The organism is Methylophaga sp. (genome assembly GCF_030651745.1).
Map to the genome: position 1 here is coordinate 47,918 of NZ_JAUSCC010000115.1, position 24,272 is coordinate 72,189.

Annotated in this window: 20 protein-coding genes and 1 pseudogene; 6 read left to right on the forward strand and 15 right to left on the reverse strand. The window is 47.0% G+C overall.

Features of this window, described 5'->3' with window-relative positions:
- Positions 1 to 11: 11 nt before the first annotated feature.
- The 7 genes from Q7V21_RS13280 to Q7V21_RS13310 all read right to left on the reverse strand — a co-directional run bounded on the left by Q7V21_RS13280 (position 12) and on the right by Q7V21_RS13310 (position 6,315).
- On the reverse strand, positions 12 to 908 hold the full coding sequence (locus Q7V21_RS13280; protein WP_304917748.1) for a DMT family transporter: 897 nt from the start codon (positions 906 to 908) through the stop codon (positions 12 to 14).
- A gap of 119 nt (positions 909 to 1,027) precedes the next feature.
- On the reverse strand, positions 1,028 to 1,684 hold the full coding sequence (locus tag Q7V21_RS13285) for a response regulator transcription factor (protein WP_304917749.1): 657 nt from the start codon (positions 1,682 to 1,684) through the stop codon (positions 1,028 to 1,030).
- A 197-nt stretch (positions 1,685 to 1,881) separates the two neighbouring features.
- Entirely contained in the window at positions 1,882 to 2,880 is a 999-nt protein-coding gene (locus Q7V21_RS13290) for a GGDEF domain-containing protein (RefSeq protein ID WP_304917750.1), read from the reverse strand.
- A 462-nt stretch (positions 2,881 to 3,342) separates the two neighbouring features.
- Entirely contained in the window at positions 3,343 to 4,041 is a 699-nt protein-coding gene (locus Q7V21_RS13295) for a class I SAM-dependent methyltransferase (protein WP_304917751.1), read from the reverse strand.
- Positions 4,042 to 4,120: 79 nt separating this feature from the next.
- The gene (locus Q7V21_RS13300; protein ID WP_304917752.1) at positions 4,121 to 4,633 is read right to left on the reverse strand and encodes a class IV adenylate cyclase; all 513 of its coding nucleotides are present in this window, start codon (positions 4,631 to 4,633) and stop codon (positions 4,121 to 4,123) included.
- 27 nt (positions 4,634 to 4,660) lie between these two features.
- Positions 4,661 to 5,221: a GNAT family N-acetyltransferase gene (locus Q7V21_RS13305; RefSeq protein ID WP_304917753.1), complete on the reverse strand. Its 561-nt coding sequence runs from the start codon at positions 5,219 to 5,221 to the stop codon at positions 4,661 to 4,663.
- 185 nt (positions 5,222 to 5,406) lie between these two features.
- A complete protein-coding gene (locus Q7V21_RS13310) occupies positions 5,407 to 6,315 on the reverse strand; it encodes an AraC family transcriptional regulator (protein ID WP_304917754.1) in 909 nt (302 codons plus the stop codon).
- Positions 6,316 to 6,413: 98 nt separating this feature from the next.
- Between Q7V21_RS13310 and Q7V21_RS13315 the strand changes: the two genes are divergently transcribed.
- Entirely contained in the window at positions 6,414 to 7,169 is a 756-nt protein-coding gene (locus tag Q7V21_RS13315; protein WP_304917755.1) for an SDR family oxidoreductase, read from the forward strand.
- Positions 7,170 to 7,409: 240 nt separating this feature from the next.
- Entirely contained in the window at positions 7,410 to 8,192 is a 783-nt protein-coding gene (locus Q7V21_RS13320; protein WP_304917756.1) for a thioredoxin family protein, read from the forward strand.
- A gap of 245 nt (positions 8,193 to 8,437) precedes the next feature.
- Here Q7V21_RS13320 and Q7V21_RS13325 read toward each other — a convergent pair whose 3' ends face one another.
- The 3 genes and pseudogenes from Q7V21_RS13325 to Q7V21_RS13335 form a co-directional block, all read right to left on the reverse strand.
- The gene (locus Q7V21_RS13325) at positions 8,438 to 12,127 is read right to left on the reverse strand and encodes an EAL domain-containing protein (protein ID WP_304917757.1); all 3,690 of its coding nucleotides are present in this window, start codon (positions 12,125 to 12,127) and stop codon (positions 8,438 to 8,440) included.
- A 249-nt stretch (positions 12,128 to 12,376) separates the two neighbouring features.
- A pseudogene (locus Q7V21_RS13330) lies at positions 12,377 to 12,733 on the reverse strand (response regulator); the annotation flags it as partial.
- On the reverse strand, positions 12,730 to 13,548 hold the full coding sequence (locus Q7V21_RS13335) for a MipA/OmpV family protein (protein ID WP_304917759.1): 819 nt from the start codon (positions 13,546 to 13,548) through the stop codon (positions 12,730 to 12,732). The pseudogene Q7V21_RS13330 and the gene Q7V21_RS13335, both read right to left, overlap by 4 nt.
- Positions 13,549 to 13,707: 159 nt before the next feature.
- Between Q7V21_RS13335 and Q7V21_RS13340 the strand changes: the two genes are divergently transcribed.
- From Q7V21_RS13340 to Q7V21_RS13350, 3 genes are read left to right on the forward strand one after another with little or no spacing between them, the layout of a single operon-like run.
- On the forward strand, positions 13,708 to 15,198 hold the full coding sequence (locus Q7V21_RS13340; RefSeq protein WP_304917760.1) for an efflux transporter outer membrane subunit: 1,491 nt from the start codon (positions 13,708 to 13,710) through the stop codon (positions 15,196 to 15,198).
- Between the two features lie 29 nt (positions 15,199 to 15,227).
- Positions 15,228 to 16,391 (forward strand): efflux RND transporter periplasmic adaptor subunit, encoded by a 1,164-nt coding sequence (locus Q7V21_RS13345; RefSeq protein ID WP_304917761.1) that lies wholly within the window; start codon positions 15,228 to 15,230, stop codon positions 16,389 to 16,391.
- 14 nt (positions 16,392 to 16,405) lie between these two features.
- Positions 16,406 to 19,504 carry an efflux RND transporter permease subunit gene (locus Q7V21_RS13350; protein WP_304917762.1) on the forward strand — a complete coding sequence of 1,033 codons (3,099 nt, stop codon included), beginning with the start codon at positions 16,406 to 16,408 and terminating at the stop codon, positions 19,502 to 19,504.
- A 59-nt stretch (positions 19,505 to 19,563) separates the two neighbouring features.
- On the opposite strand, the gene map is transcribed toward Q7V21_RS13350, so the two are convergent.
- The 3 genes from map to Q7V21_RS13365 all read right to left on the reverse strand — a co-directional run bounded on the left by map (position 19,564) and on the right by Q7V21_RS13365 (position 21,505).
- Complete coding sequence (gene map, locus Q7V21_RS13355; RefSeq protein WP_304917763.1) at positions 19,564 to 20,337, reverse strand: type I methionyl aminopeptidase; 774 nt, start codon at positions 20,335 to 20,337, stop codon at positions 19,564 to 19,566.
- Positions 20,330 to 20,536: a ParD-like family protein gene (locus tag Q7V21_RS13360; RefSeq protein WP_304917764.1), complete on the reverse strand. Its 207-nt coding sequence runs from the start codon at positions 20,534 to 20,536 to the stop codon at positions 20,330 to 20,332. The genes map and Q7V21_RS13360 overlap by 8 nt, the downstream gene beginning before the upstream one ends.
- Before the next feature lie 84 nt (positions 20,537 to 20,620).
- On the reverse strand, positions 20,621 to 21,505 hold the full coding sequence (locus Q7V21_RS13365) for a LysR family transcriptional regulator (RefSeq protein ID WP_304917765.1): 885 nt from the start codon (positions 21,503 to 21,505) through the stop codon (positions 20,621 to 20,623).
- Positions 21,506 to 21,640: 135 nt separating this feature from the next.
- Between Q7V21_RS13365 and Q7V21_RS13370 the strand changes: the two genes are divergently transcribed.
- Positions 21,641 to 22,315, forward strand: a complete 675-nt coding sequence (locus Q7V21_RS13370) for a type 1 glutamine amidotransferase domain-containing protein (RefSeq protein ID WP_304917766.1) — start codon at positions 21,641 to 21,643, stop codon at positions 22,313 to 22,315.
- Between the two features lie 79 nt (positions 22,316 to 22,394).
- Here Q7V21_RS13370 and Q7V21_RS13375 read toward each other — a convergent pair whose 3' ends face one another.
- Positions 22,395 to 22,943 carry a hypothetical protein gene (locus tag Q7V21_RS13375; protein ID WP_304917767.1) on the reverse strand — a complete coding sequence of 183 codons (549 nt, stop codon included), beginning with the start codon at positions 22,941 to 22,943 and terminating at the stop codon, positions 22,395 to 22,397.
- A gap of 477 nt (positions 22,944 to 23,420) precedes the next feature.
- Positions 23,421 to 24,098: a PAS domain-containing methyl-accepting chemotaxis protein gene (locus Q7V21_RS13380; protein ID WP_304917768.1), complete on the reverse strand. Its 678-nt coding sequence runs from the start codon at positions 24,096 to 24,098 to the stop codon at positions 23,421 to 23,423.
- Positions 24,099 to 24,272 lie beyond the last annotated feature (174 nt).

Consider the following 24,272-nt stretch of genomic DNA (forward strand, 5'->3'; position numbering starts at 1 on the left):
CATCAATCCACTCAGCTATTCATCATCAAAATACCGACCAATGCAATAGCAACTCCCGTCAGTTGAACCCAGGTGGCCCGTTCTTTAAGTATTAAGAAGGCAAGAATAGCTGTCGGAACTGGTGACAATGCACCGGCAACGCCGACCACAGAAAGCATGCCTAAATTTGCAGCAATGACGAATGCAAGCGTGCCCAAAGTCTGGAACAGGCCAACCACCACCACTATCAGCAGATTACTTCTGTCAAAAAACAAATCAGGTTTAAGCACCGGGATCAAAGCAGCGACCGTCAATGCTGATGCCACAGTAGCTGACGCCGCCGGCCATAACGGAGCACTGGATTGGGCCTGCCCAAGAAAAACAAAGAAAAGACCAAACCATAAACCCGCAACAGTGGCTTGCAGAATGCTGCGATCATAAGCCATAAATCCACGTTGCAACGCATAAAAAGAAGCTGATTTTGCTGGTTTCCTGAACTGCTGCAAGGCGTTTTCAGTTATGGATTTTTCGCCGCTACTGACCAAGGCAATGGCGATAACGACCAGCATTATGCCAAGCATTGCCATAGTCGAAGGACGTTCTCCCAGCCAATAACCGACCACAAAAGGAATAATGGCTGTCCACACACCGGTAACAGCAGCAACCACCCCCATCCTGCCATTGGATAGGGCACGATAATAGAGGATAAAGCCTGATCCAAGCGTGATGCCTGCTGCCGCACCCCAGGCAAGATCAGCAATATTTGGCGTGCCACCAAACACCACTGCCAACACAGTAATAACCACTGAACCGATGGATTGTGAGTACAGGGTCAATGTCAGTGGCGACATTTTTCGCCCCACCAAACCACCGAGAAAATCGGCGACACCAAAACTTAAAGCGGTCAACAGACCGAAAAACAGCAGCATAAACTCCTCTCCAAACAGTTCAAAGGCAGTAGAGCTTTCAACCATCGTTGGATAAAGCTATGGATGTATTGTGGGTGACAAGGTTGATCAACGCATCGGTCTAAAGACCTATGTCAGATTTAATGCGTGTTGCTATCACGTCTTGTTGTGATAGGCGGATCCAGCAATGACGTGTTTTGTGCATAGACGGCTAAATGGACCCGACTGGACATGCCGAGCTTATCTAACAGACTACTTACGTGTGACTTTACCGTTTTCTCGGTAATGCCTAACCGTTGGGCAATAGCTGCATTGCATTCCCCCTCGGCGAGTAACGTTAACACCTGACATTCACGATCGGTTATACCATCCCGAACCGGCTCCTCGGCGAGAGCCTTGCACGCTAGCGGATCGATAACCGTTTTGCCACTAAGCGCCATACATAGAGCCTGTTGAATTTGTTCAGCACTCGATTCATGGGATAAATATCCACAAGCACCTAAAAGCAAGGCTTCGCGAATATATTCAGGTTGCAGTTCACGAGTCAGAATGACCAGTTTCTCAGAGCGCTGCTCACTCACTAAGTGTTTCAAAATAACAAAACCGGATTTTCCGATCAGATCAATATCGAACAAAACGATATCAGCGCGAATATTTTTTAGCACAGCTAAAGCCTGATCAGCAGTCGCAGCCTCACCCGCCAGCAAAAATCCAGGCCATGTCGCAATCAGCGCACCCATCGACTCGCGAAACAATCGATTGCTGTCCACTAAAAAGATCGTAGTCGCTTTCTGCAAGATTTCACCTCAACTCAACATGTCGAAACAAAAGCGTATTCATCTGAACCTGCCAGTTCGACAGATACAACTTTCGTAAGCAAAGCATCAAGCAGTTTGCTACACATAACGCCGGGAGCACGGTACTCAGCCATATAACTCACTCTTCCATCTATATTAAGCGTTAGAAACTGCTGGTCATTGTCAGATTCGTTATATTAAAAACTTGGATACGTATCAGAGTTTTGATTAACAACGACTCTATTTCGTCCGGCATTTTTGGCGCTATATAACATGCGATCAACACTTTGCAATAAGCTGACTTGAGTCTGGTCAGGCTGAAGATCAGCCACACCAATACTGCATGTTAGAGAAATTTCTACACCATCATCCTGGCAAAAACGGTGCTGTTCAAAATCAGCCCTGATGCGTTCTGCAAGTAGTCTGGCATCCTCAATATTTGTTTCGGGTAGCAACAAAAGAAATTCTTCACCACCATAACGCCCTAGGACATCCGTGTTTCTGATGGCGTATGACAGAATCGTAGCCGATTCAATTAAAACGGCATCGCCAGTAAGATGACCGTATTCATCGTTAATGAGTTTAAAGTGATCCAGGTCGACCATTAATAAACTTAAATTGTGTTGATATCGTACTGCCCGATCAATTTCTGCTGTCAGATGGTCAATTAATCCACGACGGTTCATTACGCCAGTAAGGGCATCAGTATGGGCTAAGCGTTCAAGCTCTTTGGTACGTTCTAAAACCCGAAGTTCAAGTGACTGGTTTGCTTCCAATAACTCCTCTTGGGCCTGGATTAACGCTTCATTTTTAGTCCGGAATTCATCATTACTTGGCACAGCCAGTGCTTTGGGGATCAAAAGCCAGATCATAGTGGCTGTCAAAATAGAGACCAGGCCAGTAGTGAATTTTGCAATACCCTCAATATAATAATATCCCTGCCAGATATTAATTAATGAAATGAAGTGAGTAATGCCACACAGAAAAATAAAGGCGGCAAACATCATAAATATCCAGTTAAACGCCAGATCGGTTCTTTTTTTTACGAGATAAATAAGCGCCAGCGGAATAACAAAGTAAGCAATGACGGTTAACACATCACCCGTTACATGGAGAAATAGGAGATCTGGTAGCCAACGCAGACAATGACCGTGAGGCATAAAGCTGCCATCCAATAATTTATCGACAAACTCCATATAAATCTCCGATGAGAAAGCACTATAAATACCTACAAACCGTTTCCAAAAATTGCTCTACATTTAATCAACGAAGCACAAAGGGTTGCCTTAACTAACATTAAACTACACAAAGGAATAAATATCACAGAGTAGACAGCTTGGTATGGTTATTTAATAGTCCTTAAGAGGTACTCCTCCCGCCATTACTCCCGGGCATAATAATCAGCAACTAAAAGTGTTAGCTGAGTGAACTTGAGCCGAAGCAAAGACAGTTGTCCAGCATAAGGTGTTGGATAACCAGTATTGGCGAAATAATGCAGACCAAGATTATCGGTATTCAGTCAGTACACCATTCACATCAACAAAAGAATTTCCTAATTAATTTTGCACCGACTAAAGCCATACTCAGTTTGAGCAAAAGCGGGGCACGAAATAAAAAGTGACAGAGTGAGGGACAGTGCTATGAGCAGACCCTTAAATTTAGTCTGCTCGCTTTGATAGCCACGCATGAATCAATCCAGCCTGAAAAAACTGTACCGGAAGCTTGAAACCACCCGATTCAATAATTGACTCAACCTTCGCCGGATGAAGAACACCCACATCATTGGCGTAAGCTTTGCGCATGCGCTCAATCGCTTCAGGCGAAATATTCGACGCTGACATCATGTTCATCCAGGCATGCAGTAACACTTCATATTCTGGGGCTTCAACATTTGATGCCAAATCGGCGCTGGCAAGCAGCCCACCCGGCTGAAGCCTTTCTGCAATCTCATTGAAGAACTTTGAGCGCTCATTTTCTTGCAAAATAAACTGAGAGACCAAAAAACAGGTCGCAGCATCATGCAGCTCGATAACGGGCAGTGAACTCAGATAACCTTCATGAAAGGTACAGCGCGACTCAACACCTTCTTTTACTGCCCTTTGCCGGCAAACATCCAGCATTGCACCGGATGGCTCCACAGCAGTAAAGCGCCATCCCGGATTCTGCGACGCAAGATAGAGCAACTCATCTCCAGTTCCCACCCCAACACAGAGGATTTTTGCATCTGCAGGCAGCTCAGCAAACAGCGAACCTAAAAGCAGATGCATACAGCTTCGAATCGGTGCTGTTTTCGCCCACTGCGTATCGTAAGTTGCCGCCTGTTGATCAAAAAGCGCTTTTATTTCATCTTGATGCATCTGATTCTCCGTGTGTGATGCCTAACACCTAAATTGAGCCGAACGCGAAGTGACTTTTGAATTAAATTAATTGCCAGGATTATCTCTCTGCGAGCAAATCAACATACGCACTTTCAATAAGTTGTGCTGGTTCAATCCCAAGCTGAGCCATAAGGTGGTGGGCAACCTCAACACCGGCCTGTGATGTCTCGCTATCGGAAAGAACCACTTCAAGCTCAAGAAAGTGCCCAAGCCCTTCCACCTTATCGAGATGAACACGCGTTCTGTCAACGAGATACAGAGTTCGATGTTTGCGAACGCGGCCAGCTTCACCATAAGCGAGCGACAGCGTCTCTCTCAACGACGCAGGTTCATTGGTTTGCGAGCGAACGTAAAATGATTCTTTCGGCCCAACCTGATCGGAGCGCTTGTAGAAAATGAGTTCACCATGATCTTCCGAAAAAGCCCGAAGTTTCAGTCGTCCAGTGCTGCATTGGAAGAAAGTATCGTCTTGCAATATCTCGGTTGGCCCTTGGTCAGCGATCTTCGCCACTTTGGGTTCAAGAGTTTCAACGCTCTCAATGCGTGCTTTGATTTCAATATTTCTGGCCATGACAAGTGGGTAAACTCCTAACGCCGTTCAGCGTTTTGTCCGTTGAAATGTTTTGTTCAGCCTGAACTCTGCTGCCAACATCGAATAAATAGCTAGATCTACATACTTTCCATAATGTTTATGTCGTTCACGAAAAACACCCTCAAGTTTGAATCCTAAACGCTCGGGGATGGCTCGACTTTTTGAATTTTCAGTTGCACAGGCTATTTCTATCCGGTTGAATCCATAGTCTCGAAAGCCAATTTCGATAAGTGCCATAACCGACTTAGTCATAATGCCTTTTCCAGAGTGTGCCTTACTTAACCAATATCCAATCGAACCAATCTTGTTAGCTTCATCTATCTGATGAAAGCCACACACACCACACATTGCTGCGTCGTAGAACATTGCATACTGTGGTCCTTTGCCAGATTCATATTGGCTAATAACAGACTTGATGAAATATTCTGTATCAGAGGGAGAAGTGTTGGCATCAAGCCAGGGCAACCACTGTCGAAGATGTTGACGATTGCTATCAACCAAATCATATAGCTCCTCTGTGTGGTCCAAACTAAGTAATTGCAGCTCAATATTTTCGTCAATCTTCAAGTGCGACTCCATTCGATTAATGATGCATATCACCAGCAGTGTTTGATTAAGTGAAGCAGCTAATTTGGTGTTTAGCTTTGTAACGATAAGATTCCATTAACTTTAATACATCACTTTATGGAATCAAACTAAATCATGCTGGCCCCCCATTTAGCTTTGGAGTTTATTAGCTAAACGGCTAACTTTTACTCTGCTTTTAAATAGGCTCGCGAATATTCGCTTGGCGGTTGGCCACAGTAACGGGTAAATGCGGTACTGAATGCACTTGCTGATCCATAGCCAACCTGTTCAGCGACTTTTGCGATGCCGAGGTCTGGTTGGCGCAGTAAACCTTGTGCTATAGCCATTCGCCAGGCTAATAAATATTGCATTGGTGACATACCCAGAGCCTGTGTAAAACGCTGAAAAAATGCTGAACGCGACAACATGGACTGTTTTGCCATTTCGGCCACAGTCCACGCCCGCGAAGGATCGTTATGCAGGTTACGTATGGCTAGGGCAAGTCTAGGATCGGCCAAACCACGCAATAGGCCTGGTGAGGTCTTTTCTCCCGGAACGAGTCGCAAAGCTTCGATTAACAACACCTCAATCAGTCGCGTCAGGATAGAGTCTCGACCAGGCCGTTGTGCTTTGCACTCCTCGTTCACTATCTTAACCATGCTCGAAAGCCGTTCCACTTTACGAATATGAACCAATGTCGGCAGCAAGGAAACGAGTAAAGCAGCATCGGGTGAGTCAAATTCAAAATAACCTCCCAACAAACGCACGTCGGGATCTCCATCAACATTACCGTGGCGGACTTCTTCAATCTCATCAGAACTGACCGCCGGATCTATTTGCAAGGGAGTGGCAGCTTCGAAACCCGATATTGTGAAACCGGGAGTTGATGACATTAGCAAGAAGTCACCCTGTTCCAGCGTCAGTGTTGCTTCACCATCAACTGCCAGAAGACAGCTCCCTTCCAGTACCACACAAAAACTCGGATGCCCGAAAGATGAATAACGTACTCCCCAACGACCAGCCCCACTGATTTCCTTGGAGAACACATTGCTCGGCCGAAGCAGGGCGATAACTTCTGATAGAAGATTTTGCATAACAGGACTTTTGGTAACGAATAAAGGACTTTGCATTATAGCCAGTATTAATGCGTTTAAATATTATGACCTCCATCACCACTCACTAAGGGATTCATATGAAAACTGTACTTATCACCGGTTGCTCATCAGGTTATGGACTGGAAACAGCTCGATACTTTCTCTCTCAAGGCTGGCAAGTCATCGCCACCATGCGTAATCCGCGTGAAGATATTTTGCCAATATCGCCACATCTGCGAGTACTGCCATTAGATGTGACCAAGCCTGAAAGCATCGTCGCCTTACTGGAACAAAGCGGCCCCATCGATGTTTTAGTCAACAATGCAGGCATTGGTTTGTTCGGCGCTTTTGAAGCTACGCCGATGGATACCATTCGAGAAATATTTGAAACCAACACTTTCGGCATGATGGCAATGACGCAAGCCGTACTCCCACAGTTTCGCGAGCGTCGTGCAGGCATGATCGTCAATGTAACCTCCAGCACAACTCTGGCACCGATGCCTTTAGTTGCGGTTTACACCGCCAGCAAAACGGCTATTCAAGGTTTTACCGCATCACTGACGCACGAACTTGAGCCATTCAACATCGATGTAAAACTAGTCGAGCCTGGCTATGGACCCACCACCCGTTTTGCCGAGAATGGTGGTGAGCGTATGGCGGGACTTATCCCTGCTGCATACACAGACTTCGCCAACTCGGTCTTTGCCAGATTTATGCAGCCGACAGCATTGACAAAAGAGTCCGATGTGGCCGAAACAATATGGCGTGCCGTAAATGACACATCGAAACAAATCAGCTTCCCGGCTGGTGCTGACGCAGTGGAGTTGGCTAAGTCCTATTCGATGGCTTTATAAAATTGCCATTTCAATAAGGAGTTTTGAATACGTTGTTTGGCTGGGCTCATAGATCACTGACAGGTTGTGCATTTTTTTAGTTGCTGTCGAAATCATGGTTGCTAATTCGACAAGCTATTAGGAAGCCTGCTTTGGCTAAAGAAGCAGAATCGCAAGGCTTTTACTACCGTGGCTGTTCCTCAAAGGATCAGCCACAGTAAAACTCAATTATGACAACCCCGTAGCCAAGGAGCGAAACCCATGACCATCAAACATCCTTCGATAGTCTCTCCAAAAGAATGGCAAGCCGCACATGCTTCCCACCTCATTCTTGAAAAGGCTCTGACCCGCCAACGCGACGCCTTACGTGTGGCACGTCAGGCACTGCCATGGGTAAAGATCGATAAGCCCTATATATTTCACAGTACAGACGGCGAGCAAAACCTGGACGATCTGTTTCAAGGCCGCAGTCAACTGATTATCAAGCACTTCATGTTCGGTCCCGGCTGGCAGGAAGGCTGTGTGGGATGTTCATTCGAGATGGACCATATCCAGGCAACGCTGCAACATCTGGAACAACATGATGTAAAGTTTGTCGCCGTTTCACGCGCTCCGCTCGGGGAAATCCTGCCTTTCAAAGATCGTATGGGCTGGCATTTTGACTGGGTCTCATCGTATGACAGCGACTTCAATTATGACTTCCACGTGTCTTTTACCGAAGAGCAGATGAAAGCTGGCAAAGGCTACTACAACTTCAGCGAAATCGATCTTCCAGTGGAAGAACTGTCTGGCCTAAGCTGCTTCTATCGCAACAAAGCCGGTGAAATCTTCCACACCTTTTCCGCATACGGGCGCGGGGCTGAGGAAGTATTGGGGACTTATATGCTGCTGGATATTACTGCAAAAGGGCGAAATGAAACCGGCCCAAACTTTAATCTCACTGATTGGGTGCGACATCACGACCGCTATGAAGCAGGAGGTCATGTTGACTCAACCGGGCGTTACCGACACTCGGAAAACTGCTGCCACTCAGGTGAAGATTGAAAGGGCCAGATTAATTTAAGCGGACAGAACCATGAATTCGTTAAAAGATACTTCATAACTCCATTTGGCTTGTAATGCCTGCAACACCGGGCAATTTAAACCGATAATGCGGTATTAATTCGATACATCAGCTGGATTGCGGCATTGAGCACCTTATGCTGTTGAAAGAGCGGTCCCCCATTGGAGTGGGATGCAACTTACCAGAACATATAGAGCTTTATAAGCGGACACCATAATATTGAATCTCACAGAATGTCATGGGGATCGGTCAATGCCAGGCAGCGTGTTTCGAATATCTCTATTGGCAAAGGCTTGCTGATAAGGAATCCCTGTATTTCGTCGCAGTTCAGCAAACTCAGCAAGCGTGACTGCTCATCCGTTTCAACCCCTTCTGCGACCACTTTCAACCTAAGTGAGTGCGCCAGACTGATAATGGTCGACACCAGCGCCAGCCCTTCCGGTCCGTTAGTCATATCTATAATAAACGAGCGATCTATCTTCAGCGTATCCACAGGCAGCTTGGCCAAATAACTGAGCGAGGAAAAACCGGTACCAAAGTCGTCAATGGCGATGCGGAGCCCCATGTCACGAATGGCCTGCAGACTGATGATATTGCGTCTTATATTTTCCATGACTAGGCTTTCGGTTATTTCCAGTTCCAGTCCGGCCGAGGCTCGCGCATCGACACCGATAGCCTGTTCTATCTCGGCGATAAATCCGGGATCCCGAAGTTGCAGCGATGACACGTTCACAGCGATAGGAACAGCAGCTAAACCGTTATTGCACCATCGCAGGTAGTCTTCCACGGCTTGCTTGATAACCCAGTGCCCCACATCAAAGATCAATCCGGTTTCTTCAAGAATATGAATAAAGCGGCCCGGTGGCACCAGCCCTGTTTGCGGGTCATTCCAGCGGATCAAGGCTTCAGCACTGGTTAGCTTTCCGGTCTTCAGGTTAACTTTTGGCTGATAATGCAGCACAAATTCCCCGTTATCGACTGCCCGGCGTAGCTGGTTTTCCAGTGTCAGTTCACTGGCAACAGACTTAGTCATCTCATGGCTGTAACGCAGGTAATGTACACCTTGGGTCTTGGTCTGCTTCAGGGCTGTTTCGGCATTGTTGTACAACGTGTCGACATCGTCTCCATCATCAGGAAACAGCGCCACCCCAACCTTGGTCGAAATCCGGTAATCGGTGCCAGCGATATGAAATGGCTGATCCAGAAAGGCTTTTATCGACTTGTCGAGTAAACGAGCCAGAGGTGCTTCCCGCCTTAAATTAGGCAAGACTATGGCAAAATGGTCAGCACCGATCCGTGCCAGCAGATTGGCATCACCTGTTTCGTGGGTTAGCCATTCAGCGACTTGCTTCAATAGCATGTCTCCAGCCGATCTGCCGAGACTGTCATTAAAATTTTTGAACCGTTCCAGGTTGATAAGGAATATGGCAAGCTTGTGTCCGTTGTCGGTTGCGCTACGTATGTATTGGCCAACACGTTCATAAAACAAGGTACGGTTTGCAAGTCCGGTAAGCACATCGTAGTAGGCGAGATAGTCGGTGCGCGTTTGCTTCTGGATGCTATCGCTTGCAAAGGCAATGTCCCCGGCCAGTTCTCGCAGCAAAGTTACTTCTTCGTCATGGAATGCGCCTGCTTCGCTGGAGTACAGCGCGATCACCCCTGCTGCCTCATTGTCAATAATCAATGGCAGAACGGCCGTAGAGCGGATCCCGGCTTCGGCGTATTCGTTGTCCAGTACTATCTGGGAGTCACTCTGGGAATCATTGGAGACAATGGCCGTCTGTTCCCTGATTGCACGAGCAATCATCGTTTCTGAAGCAGTGTCGGTTGATGCAATCAGCTGCTTGATTGCAGCCAGAAACTTTTCATCCTTGCCAGCCGAGGCTGCCAGGTTAATTAGTTGTGTTGCCGGATCAACAATGCATATTAAAGCTATGTAGAAGCCACCGGATTCCACCGCAATGTTACACGCCGCACGGTACAGTTCATTAAGGTCACGCTCTCGCACCATCAATGTATTGATACTGCTTAACATTGAATAGACACGATTCAGATACCTGATTTTGAGATTGTCCGTTTTGCTTTCAGTGATGTCCTGAATTGTTCCATACAGTCCAAGCACTTCGCCACTTTTGGCCTTTCTCGGCACGGCGTTTGCCTGCACATAAAGACGTTCACCATTGGGCCGGACAACGACAAGCTCATAGCTCTGTGGCTCACCGGATGAGATGGCCATTGCAACCCGTTCCCGCAGAAGTATCTGGCTGGCCGCATCGTAGTATGTAAGCGCTTCATCAAAGTCTCGCGGTGAGCCAAGGTCGGGATCACGTCCAATAATCTCGAACACCTGTGGTGACCATAAAATCGTCCCACCAGCGATGTCCCACTCCCAGTCACCCATCTTGCCAATACGTTGCGCTTCGGTCAGGCGCTCCAGCGTTTTAACAATCTCCTGCTCACTGCGATGACGCTCGGAGATATCCTGGACAGTCCCGTACAACTTTGTGATGACGCCCTGCGCATTGTATTCAGCTTTGCCAATACAACGTATATAGCTAAGGCGGCCTTTGGCGGTCATGACTTGCAGTTCAATATCGAACGGTGTGCCGTCTGCAACACAGTCCTCAATAGCCTTGCTGATAACCTCACGCGACTGCAGAGTATGGAAGCTTAATACCCGCTCAAATTCAGGCGAAGTATCAGCGGGCACTTCGAAGATGGCGCAGACCTCATCCGACCATGTGACGTGGTAATCCGGCAGACCAATAGACCAGCCGCCCAGCTTGGCGATGCGCCCGGCAAGACGGAGCATGGCTTCGTTCTTGCCAAGTTTATCCTCTGCAATCCTGCGTTCAATTATGGCCCAGCAACGCTCTACGACATCCTGAACTATCACCACTTCCTTTGGCGTCCAGTCGCGTGGTGTCAGTTGATGCACAGCCATCATAGCGCGAAGTTTGCCCCCCTTTACCAGCGGACAGATTATGACCGCCTTTATCCCGATAGCATTGAACATCTCCTGCCCTTCACCGGATAAAAGCTCACCATCCACATTATGAATGACCAGGGTTTCCCCGAGGGTGAGCATCGCATCGGCTTTTGGACCAAACAGCGACAGTTGGTACTGCCCAACGGTGCTTTGACAGCCATCAGTGTAATCATAAAGGATGGCAAACTGTTCGCCGTTGCTCTCAACATCAGCGTAGGCACAGCGCGAAACCTGCAGCTGCTCACCCAACATCCGTGTCATCACCGCCATGATCTCAACTGGTTCAATCAGCAGACGCGTCGCATCAGTCAACGTATTCAGGAAGCGGAAGTAGTCTTCGTTCTCAATCAGCACCCGTTCCAATTGTTTCCGTTCGGTGATATCCACGTGCATGACCACGCCACCACTCGAACTGTCATCGATAAGGGGGGTTACCGTCATCTGAAACCAGCGCTGTTCCGTGGTTGTATCACAGGGATATTCCATTGAAAACAACGCTGCACTACCATCCAGTACCGAACGAATACCGGCGGCGGCCTGCTGCGCGCCAGCGGTATATTCCCCCTCGGCCCGGTCACAAATCTCGAGATAATTGAGGCCGATGCCATAGCCCGGACTCTGGATCGCATTTGTATCGGAAAACACTCGCCAGGCGTCGTTAACCGAAATGATAGTTCCATGGTTATCAAGCAAGGCAATGTTGGCGGGCAAGGCATTAAGGATCGCGGTTTGTCGAAATGCTTCTATCAGCCTTAAGGGGGCCAGGCCATGTCGCAACAGACACATCTGTCCATCGGGTCCCTCTACCACGTCTCCCTGACCACCAGTCAGTTCTTGCAAACGCCAGCCTGTTTCGATAAATATCTGGATTAGATGGGTGATTTCTCCGGCAGTATCTGCGCCTGTGGGTAACCCTTTCGATTTCACATAAACAACCTCAATTTCCGCACCGGACGGGTTGAGTATGTCAACGTTTCTGCAGATGGAGCGGGCAACTTGCTGCCTACATGCAGAGTTTTGGCACTTCCGATCGGGGCATTGGTGCTTTTACTGGCCGGTCGTAAAGATTTAGTTGAACGCATAAGCGTGTCTGTTTCCACACCAGATTAGGCTTTCTCCTGGCCGTAGTATGATGTCACTACAGCCAGGATCCAGCGGACGAATCTCGGTCGAAGGTCGACGCAGCAGTGCTCGTACCCGTGCCACCATCTCTTCCATCGCAAAAGGTTTGGCTAGATAATCGTCAGCTCCAGCATCCAGCCCCTCGACCCGATCATTCAGTGCATTACGCGCGGTAAGCACCAGACAGGGAATGGCATTGTTTGCTGCCCGCAAATGCCGTAACAGTGACAAGCCATCGCCGTCTGGCACACCCCTATCAATCACCAGTGCCTGGTAAGATATTTGCTGAAGTGCGGCCAGCGCATGATCCATGCGACTAAACACATCCACAACAATACCTGCAGGTACCAGGCCCTGGCATATCAATCGAGCTAACCGCTCATGATCTTCAAGTAACAGTATGCGGCTCATTTAAATCGGTAAATATAGCCAAGAAACACACGGCTTTGAGTCGAACTATCAACTAAAGGACTATCTTTTATTTCTGAGCCCAAACTGGTCACACTCAGATCCAGAAACATAAAATGCTTTTCGTTGAACATGTAGCCTCCACGTATCCCTGTCTCAATATTGACAGTGGAATCACCCTTATAAAAACTCCGATCAGCATTCACTTCTTCTTGGCGAACCCCGTAATAATAATCAACATAATCTTTATTAGACCAGCTGGCTACCACACGTGGGGTAAGCGTAAAGCGTTCTTTGAAATGCCAGGTTCTTTCTAAACCTAGATTAAAGCTGCTTCCATCACTGTCTCCAGAAACTTCTGTGACCAACTCTGCAGTGATGTCCACCAATGGGTTTTTCCACTCGGCTTTTGCCCCCATCCAGAAACCACCATCACGATCATCCATACCTTCCAGAATATCGGCATCATTATCTTCGTAACCAAAAAACTCGTATTTGCTCACAACACTGAATTCAAATTTATTTGAATCATTAATTTCCAAACCAGGTAATTTAAATTCCAGCTGTGGTCCAAATAACCGAATATATTTATTTTCATATGTCACTATCGGCAGCAGTTTAGTGTCACGATCAATATCAGTATAGGCATCTTGTTTGCTGAGGATTCCCAACCCTAACCCCCACGATGAAGATGATGAATTAGTTTCTGTTCGAGACTCTGCCGCAATTGCAGACAACGGGGAAGCCAGGCTAAAAATCATTAGCATAGCTGCTGCCACACCACGTATGGCGGCTATGCCGGTGAATACTGTTTGCATTGATAAATTCCTTTCAGGTTAGGTAAGAGCTTCCATCATCCCTACCCTGACTTACATAGAACTTACCAAAACATTTTTTGCTGACATACGTCAGTAAGTCCCCTGAAAGGCTATTTATCAGATAGTGCAATCCGCTTCAGACACTGATACGGGTTTTAGATGTTTCCATTAGCCAGAATGCGTTTTGCTTTGCTCTATCAATTACCACTGTTAACTATCTCTTTGTTATGGCTGTCTGGTTGTACTTCAACAGGATCAGAGAAAATAACCGATGATATTGATGCTTTAATGGCACTACAGTGGCACGCGCCGCTACCCCACAATGGTCAGCTTGAAAAGCTTAAAGAATGGTGGGCTCAATTCGATGACCCGCTGCTACTAGAGCTTATCGCTGATGCCCAGCAAGTTAGTCCGACGCTGGTACAAGCCACTGCCAATATTGCTGATGCTCGTGCAGCCGTGGTGAACAGCAGAGCTTCTTTGCTTCCGTCTCTGGATGGCAGTATCAGTGCAGGTAGATCCCGAACAGACATTTCTACGTCGCCAGTCAACCTATCGTCAGCCGGATTACAGGCAAGTTGGGAGCTGGATATCTTCGGCGCCAATAGTGCTGCTGTAGATGCCACCGAGGCAAAATTAGCCTCCAGTCAAGCCTATTGGCATGACGCCCGTATTTTAGTGGCCGCTGAAGTCGCAACAACTTATATCGAACTGCGGGCGTGTGAGGCCCAGGTCCAGCAATATCAACTTGACGCAACTTCCCGGTTAAATACATCACGACTTACCCAACTATCTGCAAAGGCAGGTTTTCGACCACCAGCCGCAGCCGATCTGGCAAGAGCCAGTGCTGCCCAGGGCAAAATGGTGCTAACCCAGCAGCAAACACGGTGCGATTTGCTGATAAAAGCATTAACTGCGTTAACGGCACAAGACGAAACAGTATTAAGGCACGCCCTTTCTGTCTCAAATGCCATCCTCCCCCAAGCAGCTGAACTTAAGGTTTCTGCAGTACCGGCTGAAGTTATTACGCAACGTCCTGATATCTATGCCGCTGCCCGTGATGTTTTGGCAGCAAGTGCTGTTGCAAATCAGGCTCAGGCCCAACTGTGGCCACGCATCACCTTGTCGGGAAATATCAGCGCCAACAATATGCAAAGTAGTGGTGTTACCACCGATGGTTCCACCTGGAGTATTGGTCCTGTCGCCATCACTTTACCGCTATTTGATGGTGGTTCACGCCGCGCTAATGTTGAAGCAGCCCGGATACGCTACGACATGTCGGTCACTATCTACGCTGCTCGTCTGCGCGAAGCCATTCAGGAAGTTGAAAACGCTTTGGTAACGTTGCAAAGCACTGCTACACGCAGCACGGATGCAGATATCGCCGAAGCAGGATTTGAACGCTCATTTCAGGCGACAGAAGCCAGCTATAAGGCTGGCATTGCTAGCCTGTTTGAACTTGAAGATGCCCGCCGCAGCATGATTAACGCCAAGACCACCTCCATCGATTTACAGCGTGAACGCATCGCCACCTGGATTGCACTTTATCGTGCAATTGGCGGCGGCTGGACTATTAATGAATTGCCCCATCAGACAACAAATTCCCTGAAAAAACCTATCAGCCGACCGCTTAAAACGGCCGAAGCATGAGCCGCAACAGCAAAATAAGGAACCAGATAATGAAAAGGTCGCACCAGGCGGTGTTTCTTATTACTGTGGTAATGATAGCGATCACTGCAATCATATCCGCCGCTAATACCGCTAGCACACCATCAGAAAACATGGCTGTGACAGTCGCCACACCTTCGCTGTCAGTTAACGTAATTTCACCTCAACCGGCTCTGCTTTCATTGTCCATAACGGCCAATGGCAATATTGCTGCCTGGCAAGAAGCCAGTCTTGGCAATGAAACCAATGGTTTAAAGCTGGTGGACGTTAAGGTGAATGTCGGGGATATAGTTCAGCGTGGTCAACTGCTGGCGACTTTTGACGCCAGCACAGCAAAGGTTGAACTGGCACAAAGTCAGGCTACAGTCGCGGAAGCAGAAGCGGTTCTGACTGAAACCATAGACAACGTAAAGCGTGCTATTGAATTACAAACCACCGGAGCGCTGTCAGCACAACAAATTCAACAATACCGTACAGCTGAAAAAACAGCACAAGCCAGACTTCAATCTGCACAAGCCAATTTGGATAGCCAGCAATTACGGCTTGAGAAAACTCAGGTTATGGCACCGGACGATGGCATTATCTCGGCCAGAAATGCCACCGTCGGCGCTGTCCCACCGGTAGGCGAAGAACTGTTTCGTCTGATCAGAGGCAGTCGGCTTGAATGGCGGGCAGAGATATCCGCTGAAGACCTGCCAAAACTTCAATCGGGTCAGCGGGTATACGTCACGCCAGTAGGTGGTGAAACCATCAGTGGGACTCTGCGAATAGTGTCGCCTGTCGTGGATACACAAACCCGCAATGGGTTGGCCTATATCGATCTCCCAACTGATAACACTATCCGCGCCGGCACCTTTGCCCGCGGCCAGTTCGAAATGGGTGCTACAGAGGTATTAACACTGCCACAAAGTGCCGTGCAGTTACGCGATGGTTTTAGCTATGTGCTACGGGTAGGTCCCGATTCCAGAGTGATACAAACCAAAGTCAGCATTGGGCGGCGAACAGCAGATTTAGTCGAAATCATCAGTGGTATTACTCCTGCCGATCGGGTGGTGGCAAGCGGCGGTGCTTTCCTGGGCGATGGTGATCTGGTGCGGGTTATTGAAACACTGCCAGCTGGCATATCCAAAGCACAGATATCAGATCCTGACACTCAGCCAGAAATCCTTAAGTAAGCAGGAACATAACAATGAATCTCAATATCTCTAGTTGGGCTATTCGCAACCCTATTCCATCTATCCTGCTATTTATTCTGCTGACGTTTGCTGGCATTTTGGGTTTTAAGGCAATGAAAGTTCAGGATTTACCAGATCTGGACTTACCCACTGTTACGGTAAGTCTCTCGTTGCCAGGAGCATCCCCATCTCAACTTGAAACCGATGTGGTACGCAAAATAGAAAGTTCACTGGCCACTGTGCAGGGTGTTAAACATATTTACAGCAGCCTGACGGATGGTGAGGCCACCATTTCAGTGGAGTTCAGGCTGGAAAGACCAGTGCAGGTAGCACTTGATGATGTACGCGATGCGGTATCACGTATTCGTGCTGATTTACCGTCTGATTTACGCGACCCGGTCATTAAAAAAGAGGAATTGTCCGGCTCACCTATTCTGACTTACACCCTGATATCGCCACGTATGGATGACGAAGCTTTGTCCTGGTTTGTTGACAATGACGTTAGTAAAGCACTGCTTGCGGTAAAGGGGGTCGGTGCTATTAACCGTGTAGGTGGTGTTGACCGTGAAATTCGAGTTGAGCTGGATTTTGCCAAACTACTGGCATTCAACACTACCGCGGCTGATATTTCACGCCAGTTGCGGCTGGTGCAGCAAGAAGCAGCTGGTGGTCGCGCTTTGTTTGGTGGCATGGAGCAACCAGTGCGGACTATCGCTACTGTGCAATCGGCCTCAGAGTTTGCCAACATGCAAATCACTTTGAGTGATGGTCGCCACCTCCGTCTCGATCAAATAGCAACGGTGTCTGACACTGTGTCAGAACAACGTGCTGCGGCATTTCTCAATGGGCAGTCGGTCGTGGGTTTTGAAATAACCCGTGCCATAGGCTACGGTGAAATTGAAGTTGCAGAAGCAGTGCGTGCGGCACTACAGCAGTTAACGATCCAACATTCGGATATCAGCATAACGGAAGTATTTAACCTTATTGATCCGGTAGCAGAGAATTATGATGGTTCAATTCAGCTGCTGTATGAGGGCGCTCTGCTGGCCGTGCTGGTAGTGTTTTTGTTTCTAAGAGACTGGCGTGCAACCTTTATTTCTGCGGTGGCACTGCCACTTTCTATTATCCCCACCTTCGTTGTAATACATCTGCTGGGCTTTTCGCTGAATATGGTCACGTTATTATCGCTGTCGCTGGTGATTGGCGTACTGGTGGATGATGCTATTGTTGAAATAGAAAATATCGAGCGCCATCTGCTGATGGGCAAAACACCTTATCAGGCAGCTATGGATGCGGCTGATGAAATTGGTTTGGCGGTAGTTGCCACCACGTTTACTCTGATAGCAGTCTTCCTGCCTACCGCCTTTATGAGCGGCATAGTAGGCAAATTCTTTGTACAGTTTGGCTGGACAGCGGCGATTGCCGTACTGTTTTCACTACTGGTTGCCCGTATGCTTACCCCGATGATGGCAGCCTATTTGCTGCGTTCACCAGAAAAACTGGTTAAACCGGAACCTGGCTGGATACGTTATTACCTTAATGTGGTGAGCTGGTGTTTACACCACAAAGGCATCACCATTAGCGCCGCAGCCATATTCTTTGCAGGCGGGATTATGCTGGCCATGGCACTACCCGGCGACTTTATTCCAGCAAACGATGATCAACAAACTCAGGTTACCCTGACACTGCAACCCGGCAGTAAGCTGGAAGAAAGTGTGGCTTTAGCAGAACAGGCTCGCAAAATGCTGCAGCAGAACCAGCATGTAAAACAGGTTTACACTGCTATTGGCAGTGGCAGCTCTGGCGAGTCGGATGAACCGGGTGGCACAGCTACAAATGTTCGTACCGCAGTGCTTACCCTGACGTTAACCCATCGCAAAGCACGCCCGGAGTTAACCAAACAACAGATTGAACAGCAATTACGTGAAATGCTGAGTGCCTTACCAGGCGCAAGAATTAAAGTGGGTATGGGCGGTTCAAGCGAAAACTACAAGCTAGTACTAGCGGGCGAAGACAGCCGCATTTTGCAGCAATATGCCCTTCAGGTTGAACGCGAACTACGTACTATCCCGGGCATTGGTGCTGTTACCTCAAGTGCCAGTCTGGTCAGGCCAGAATTAATTATAAAGCCAGATTTTGCCCGCGCTGCCGATCTCGGCGTTACCTCATCAGCCATTGCCGATACGCTACGTGTTGCCACCACAGGCGACTATGATGAGGATCTCCCTAAACTGAATTTAAGTGAACGCCAGGTTCCAGTAGTGGTGCGCCTGAGCGATATCACCCGCGAAGATTTTGAGACATTCAAACGTTTACCGGTACCTGGTGCACGCGGGCCAGTAGCATTGGAAAATGTTGCCAGTTTGGAAATAGGCAGTGGCCCGGCAGAAATAGCCAGGTTTGATCGAATGCGTAATATCAATTTCGACATTGAGCTGAACAACCAGCCCTTGGGTGTCGTTGAGCAAGCTGTAATGGCATTACCGAGTCTGCAAACACTGCCACCCGGCGTTTCCCAAACAACTTTGGGTGATGCCGAGATGATGGGCGAGTTAGCTATCGGCTTCGCAATAGCAATGCTCACCGGTGTTATCTGTATTTATATGGTGCTGGTATTGCTGCTGAAAGATTTTATCCAGCCGGTCACTATTCTTACCGCGCTTGTTTTATCTGTTCCCGGTGCTTTTCTGGCACTGTTTCTGACCAACTCAACGCTGTCGTTACCTGCAATGATCGGTTTGATCATGTTGATGGGAATAGCGACCAAAAACTCTATCTTGCTAATCGACTACATCATTATCGCCCGTCGAGATCACCATTTGAATCACTGGGATGCCATCATCGACGCCTGTCGTAAACGGGCCAGACCGATTGTCATGACAACGGTTGCCATGGGGGCAGGCATGATGCCAATAGCGCTGGGGATGGGTGGAGATCCAACCTTCCGAGCACCAATGGCCATCGTTGTCATAGGAGGCTTGCTCACCTCGACATTTCTTAGTCTGCTGGTAATACCCGTGGTATATAGCTGTGTGGATGCTGCCGTGCAATACATGAAACAGAGTTTACGCCGAGAGTCTGTTATTAAACCTGTAAACAAATCAAGCTACTAACGCCTGTTCACCAGTTGTATGAAAACTCAATGAGAAGCAGTCAATTTAATTGCAATTTGTTAAATATGTTCTTCATCCCGAAGCGTAAGTACTTCATAGCCGCCGGCTGTGACCGCGATGGTGTGTTCCCATTGAGCAGATAATTTCTTATCAGCCGTAACAACCGTCCACCCATCTTTTTTGGTTTTCACTTTTGCCTTTCCCTGATTAATCATCGGCTCGATAGTGAACGTCATGCCTTCTTGCAAAACCAGACCTTGTCCGGGCCGTCCATAGTGCAAAACTGCTGGTTCTTCGTGCATTTCCCGGCCGATGCCATGGCCGCAGTATTCACGAACAACAGAATATCCATGTTTTTCGGCATATTGCTGAATCGCGTGACCAATATCGCCTAGAGTTGCTCCCGGTTTCACAGCCCGTATTCCCTCCCACATTGCTTCATAAGTTTTCTCAACCAAACGCTTAGCAAGCGGCGTGACATCACCCATCATGTACATTTTGCTGGAATCGGCAATAAAGCCCCCCTTCTCCAGCGTGATATCCACATTCACGATATCGCCCGATTTCAGCTTTTGATTGTCAGAGGGAACACCATGGCAAACCACATGATTGATGGAAGTATTAAGCACGAACTGGTAACCATATTGTCCTTTACTCGCTGGACGAGCGCCCAGTTGGTCAACAATAAACCGCTCAGCCAGATTGTTGATATCCATAGTCGTGATACCAACTTTCACGTGATTATCGAGATAACGGAACACCGAGGCGAGTAACTTTCCGGCTTCACGCATCACAGCCAATTCATCTGTATTTTTCAGCTTGATATTAGCCACCGACAATCTGCTTTATATCGACATCGGCTTGCTTCATTTGGGCACTGATAATTTCGGAAAAAGACAGGGTCGGATTTGCTTCCGCCAGCATGCCTATTTTTATCCAATATTCAGCCTGAGCATTGATGGAGCGCACCATAACCGAACTGGATTTTCGGATTTCTTCGTGCAGTTCATCATTTATTTTAACGATACCCATAACAGATCCTAATATACGAAACGTATACAGATCATATATTTCTGCTATGAATGCGGCAAGTGATTGTTTTGAGCAAAATTGAGTTTATGTATCGTTCCAATTGGAAAAATGTAAGATGAGAAAATCTATAGCCAAGCGAGCACGAAGTGGCTGAAAATGGCGGTTTTTGTAGACGATCCAGCTACTTGCACCTTTACCCCAAAATGGTTCAAGTATGCCGACCAATTTGTTATTTTTTATACCATCATTAAATGTACTTTTCGGCATATAAGCCACGCCCAGACCTTGTTCACATGCATTGGCAACCACATTGGCATTGTTGCTACGCCAACGTCCTTTTACCCGGATACTCTTCTGATTCCCATCAATATTAAATAACCAGTGATCATTATTGGAAATGATGCAGCTGTGGCTTTTTAACTGGTTGGGATGTGTCGGAGTTCCATATTGCTTTAAATATTCAGGGCTTGCGGCGGCCATCATCGGACGGCTTATTAATTTACGAGCAATCAGGCTGGAGTCGGCTAACTCACCATAACGCACGGCAAAATCAACTTCGTCTTCTACAAAGTTCACCATTCGGCTATTAAAGTCTATTTCAACCGTCAATTGTGGATGTTGTTGGGCAAATTCCATTAAAGCCGGTGCGACAAAATGTTCTGCAAATCCTCCGGCGGCACTGACTCTCAATGTGCCTTTCAGCTGCAACTGTTGTTGATTTACCTGTTCATTTGCCTGCTGTAAACCAATCACCAGCTCTTTGCATTGATGATAATAAGCCGTGCCATTTTCCGTTAAATTTACCTGACGAGTTGAGCGCGCCAACAAAGCACATCCCAGTCGCTCTTCAAGTCTGGCCACTTGCCGACTGATATGACTGGTGCTGTATCCAAGTTGTTTGGCAGCAGCTGAGAATCCCCGAGATTCAGCGACCGCGACAAATTCAATGATTCCTTCAAAGCTTTCCATGTCAGACCCTATTGTTGCTATATAGCAATAGTGTTTAACAAAAATAGTGGATTATCAACCACCGAGAAATATTTTAAAGTGACTCCCGTAGTAAGCCATTAGAACTATCCATTTAAATATTAAAGAGGAAAAGTCATGAAAAAAATATTAATACCCGTAACTAACCACGCCACTCTTGGAGACACAGATCAGGCGAATGGAACTTACGCACCTGAATTAACACATGCTATCCATGTATTTATGGAACATGGCGTTGATTATGATATTGCCTCTATTAAAGGTGGCAAGGCACCGATTTATGGCACCGACATTGAAGGTGATGAGGTGAATAACAGCGTGTTGGGCAATGAAGATTTTCAGAACCGTATTAACAACACTATCCCCGTTTCTCAACTGAACAATGCAGATTACGATGCCATTTTTTATCCAGGTGGCTTTGGTCTGTTATCAGATTTAAATACGGATGAAAATTTTGCCAAGCTGGCTGCAACCCATTATGAAAATGGTGGGATCCTTGGTGCAGTTTGCCATGGCCCTGCTGGCCTTTTGCCAATTAAATTATCATCAGGTGAGTCATTGCTTGCCAGTAAATCTGTAACGGCATTTACTCGTGAAGAAGAAATTGATTACGGCACCATTGATTCTATTCCCTTTCTTCTTGAAGAATCGTTGGCCAGAACTGCTGCAAAATTCAGCAAAGTAAAACCATGGCAAGTATTTGTGATTGAAGATGGTCGGGTTATTACAGGTCAAAACCCGGCCAGTGCTCACGCAGTTGGCGAAGCCATTATTAAGCAACTTGGCGTGTGATAAAACTTACCAAGCTGGATTTACCAAACGTATAAAAACGAATGCGCCAAGGCGCATTCGTTTTATTTAATCTTTTACCTTACTCAGCAAGTGAAATTTGGTTTTTAGTTATTTTTAGCTCAGACAGTTTTTCCAGAAGCATCTCGATATTCTTCTGTCCAGCGCCTTCGTTGGCTAAGCGAAGTCTTTTTACTGCAGCAAAAGCGTCATTCATTGTTGCCGTGTATGGTGCAATTATCGTTTCTTTAAAGACAACCGAATTATCCTGGGAATCAACCAGTGAATATTGAACATAAGTCGTCACTTCTAAATCGAAGCCCATAAAAGGCTGCTCAACACTTAACATATTGACAGTCAGTTTATATCGACCATTTTCAGATAATAATCCCTGGTCTGATAAGCTTTGTTTCACAGCCGATGAAAATGCTTCACTGCTGATTTCAGATGTCCACAAAGGATTCGTTTCCTTACCACCTGTGACATCACCGACTTCAACACTTTGCTTTAACGCTTCAGAGTAGTTTTTTTGTGCTCCCTGATACGCCATATTTTCGACTTTAGCACCTGATGCACAACCTGATAAATACAACATGGCCGCCAATATCAACGTCATTTTTGCTAGTTTCATTTTATTTCCATTCCGTTAGTTTTGATAAATACGTATTCATAACAGCTGAGGTATAAGCCTTATAAGCTCATAACCATCACTTCGCTGATCGCAGCCATGAAAAAAATATAAGCCCATGGAAGGTTTATATTTTTATTGCATTTAGCATTAAATAATAAAAGGTAATTAGCCCCAATTTTCTGCTGAAAATCGTTCAGATATCAAAGATATATCTATCAGGGAGAGGAGGTAGCACCAACACGGCATTGTGTTTTTAATGACGAGTGTTTCAAGCCTCATCCCTGCGGCCGCGGATAACAATAACGAAATCGTTTAATCAACACAAATTCTTATAATTGGTTGATTAAAAGAACGTTTAAAAGGGCCATGAAGTTTTAAATCTTGTTGTAATTCACCTGAACTAAATCAAGTTGACTGCCCCTTAATCTCTAACAATTGATGCCGGCTTGTGATTATATTTTCTGCCAAGCTGAAGGATCACTTAAGCAGTGCATCCAACTCTTTTGTCAGTCGGGTGATTTCTGCGGTGGCATGACCAGTGCGCTCGGCCAGTTTTTTTACCTCTTCTGCCACAACAGCAAAACCTCGACCAGCGTCTCCGGCCCGAGCGGCTTCAATACTGGCATTCAGGCTAAGCAGGCGCAGGGTTTTCAACATATCCAAAATGGTGTGAGTTTGTTTGACGATGTCCGAGCTATGGCTTTCTACCCCTTCCATTCTGGATTGACGCTCCAGTTCCTGCATTTTCCGGGCTTGTATGGTGGTTACCACCCCTTCAAGAAACGCCACTTGGTTATTGTCGTCAAATACCGGCCCCCCCTTTTCATTCACCCAAATCGGTTCGCCCATTTTGCATTTTAAGCGGTAGTCAACATCCCAGTTCTTATGCTGTTCGATAGCCACCGCGACTGCATCATCGACAGCCTGGGCATCATCTTCGTGGATCAGGTTAACGTATGAAGTAAATTTATTGCCAATCAACTCTTGGTGTTTATATCCAGTCAGCTCCTGCACATTGCCGAACATGTTAAGCATTGTGTAGTCATTGTCCATGCGGCAACGATATAAAAATCCGGACATTCGACTGGAAATACTCTCAAAGATGTTTTGGTCATCTACTGGAGTTTCTTTGGGAAAGGCATTAATGCTGCTCATAGGATCTCTTCTATTAATAGAGGTTGATAACGCCCGCATAAAGCGTGCGAAGTATGAGCGTCGCCTTTGACGCGATTGTTGGTGTTTATTCTAGTATAGGCATCATCTAGTCAGCCACTGACCCGTTGATTTGTAGAACTTCACTGAGCATTTTTTATCAAAAGCATCTCAGAG

What these genes read in the sequence shown, in the direction of transcription:
- Q7V21_RS13280 (WP_304917748.1), bottom strand. Translation starts at nt 908, where the DNA reads ATGCTGCTGTTTTTCGGTCTGTTGACCGCTTTAAGTTTTGGTGTCGCC.
- Q7V21_RS13290 (WP_304917750.1), bottom strand. Translation starts at nt 2,880, where the DNA reads ATGGAGTTTGTCGATAAATTATTGGATGGCAGCTTTATGCCTCACGGT.
- Q7V21_RS13295 (WP_304917751.1), bottom strand. Translation starts at nt 4,041, where the DNA reads ATGCATCAAGATGAAATAAAAGCGCTTTTTGATCAACAGGCGGCAACT.
- Q7V21_RS13300 (WP_304917752.1), bottom strand. Translation starts at nt 4,633, where the DNA reads ATGGCCAGAAATATTGAAATCAAAGCACGCATTGAGAGCGTTGAAACT.
- Q7V21_RS13310 (WP_304917754.1), bottom strand. Translation starts at nt 6,315, where the DNA reads ATGCAAAATCTTCTATCAGAAGTTATCGCCCTGCTTCGGCCGAGCAAT.
- Q7V21_RS13315 (WP_304917755.1), top strand. Translation starts at nt 6,414, where the DNA reads ATGAAAACTGTACTTATCACCGGTTGCTCATCAGGTTATGGACTGGAA.
- Q7V21_RS13320 (WP_304917756.1), top strand. Translation starts at nt 7,410, where the DNA reads ATGACCATCAAACATCCTTCGATAGTCTCTCCAAAAGAATGGCAAGCC.
- Q7V21_RS13335 (WP_304917759.1), bottom strand. Translation starts at nt 13,548, where the DNA reads ATGCAAACAGTATTCACCGGCATAGCCGCCATACGTGGTGTGGCAGCA.
- Q7V21_RS13340 (WP_304917760.1), top strand. Translation starts at nt 13,708, where the DNA reads ATGTTTCCATTAGCCAGAATGCGTTTTGCTTTGCTCTATCAATTACCA.
- Q7V21_RS13345 (WP_304917761.1), top strand. Translation starts at nt 15,228, where the DNA reads ATGAAAAGGTCGCACCAGGCGGTGTTTCTTATTACTGTGGTAATGATA.
- Q7V21_RS13350 (WP_304917762.1), top strand. Translation starts at nt 16,406, where the DNA reads ATGAATCTCAATATCTCTAGTTGGGCTATTCGCAACCCTATTCCATCT.
- Q7V21_RS13360 (WP_304917764.1), bottom strand. Translation starts at nt 20,536, where the DNA reads ATGGGTATCGTTAAAATAAATGATGAACTGCACGAAGAAATCCGAAAA.
- Q7V21_RS13365 (WP_304917765.1), bottom strand. Translation starts at nt 21,505, where the DNA reads ATGGAAAGCTTTGAAGGAATCATTGAATTTGTCGCGGTCGCTGAATCT.
- Q7V21_RS13370 (WP_304917766.1), top strand. Translation starts at nt 21,641, where the DNA reads ATGAAAAAAATATTAATACCCGTAACTAACCACGCCACTCTTGGAGAC.
- Q7V21_RS13375 (WP_304917767.1), bottom strand. Translation starts at nt 22,943, where the DNA reads ATGAAACTAGCAAAAATGACGTTGATATTGGCGGCCATGTTGTATTTA.
- Q7V21_RS13380 (WP_304917768.1), bottom strand. Translation starts at nt 24,098, where the DNA reads ATGAGCAGCATTAATGCCTTTCCCAAAGAAACTCCAGTAGATGACCAA.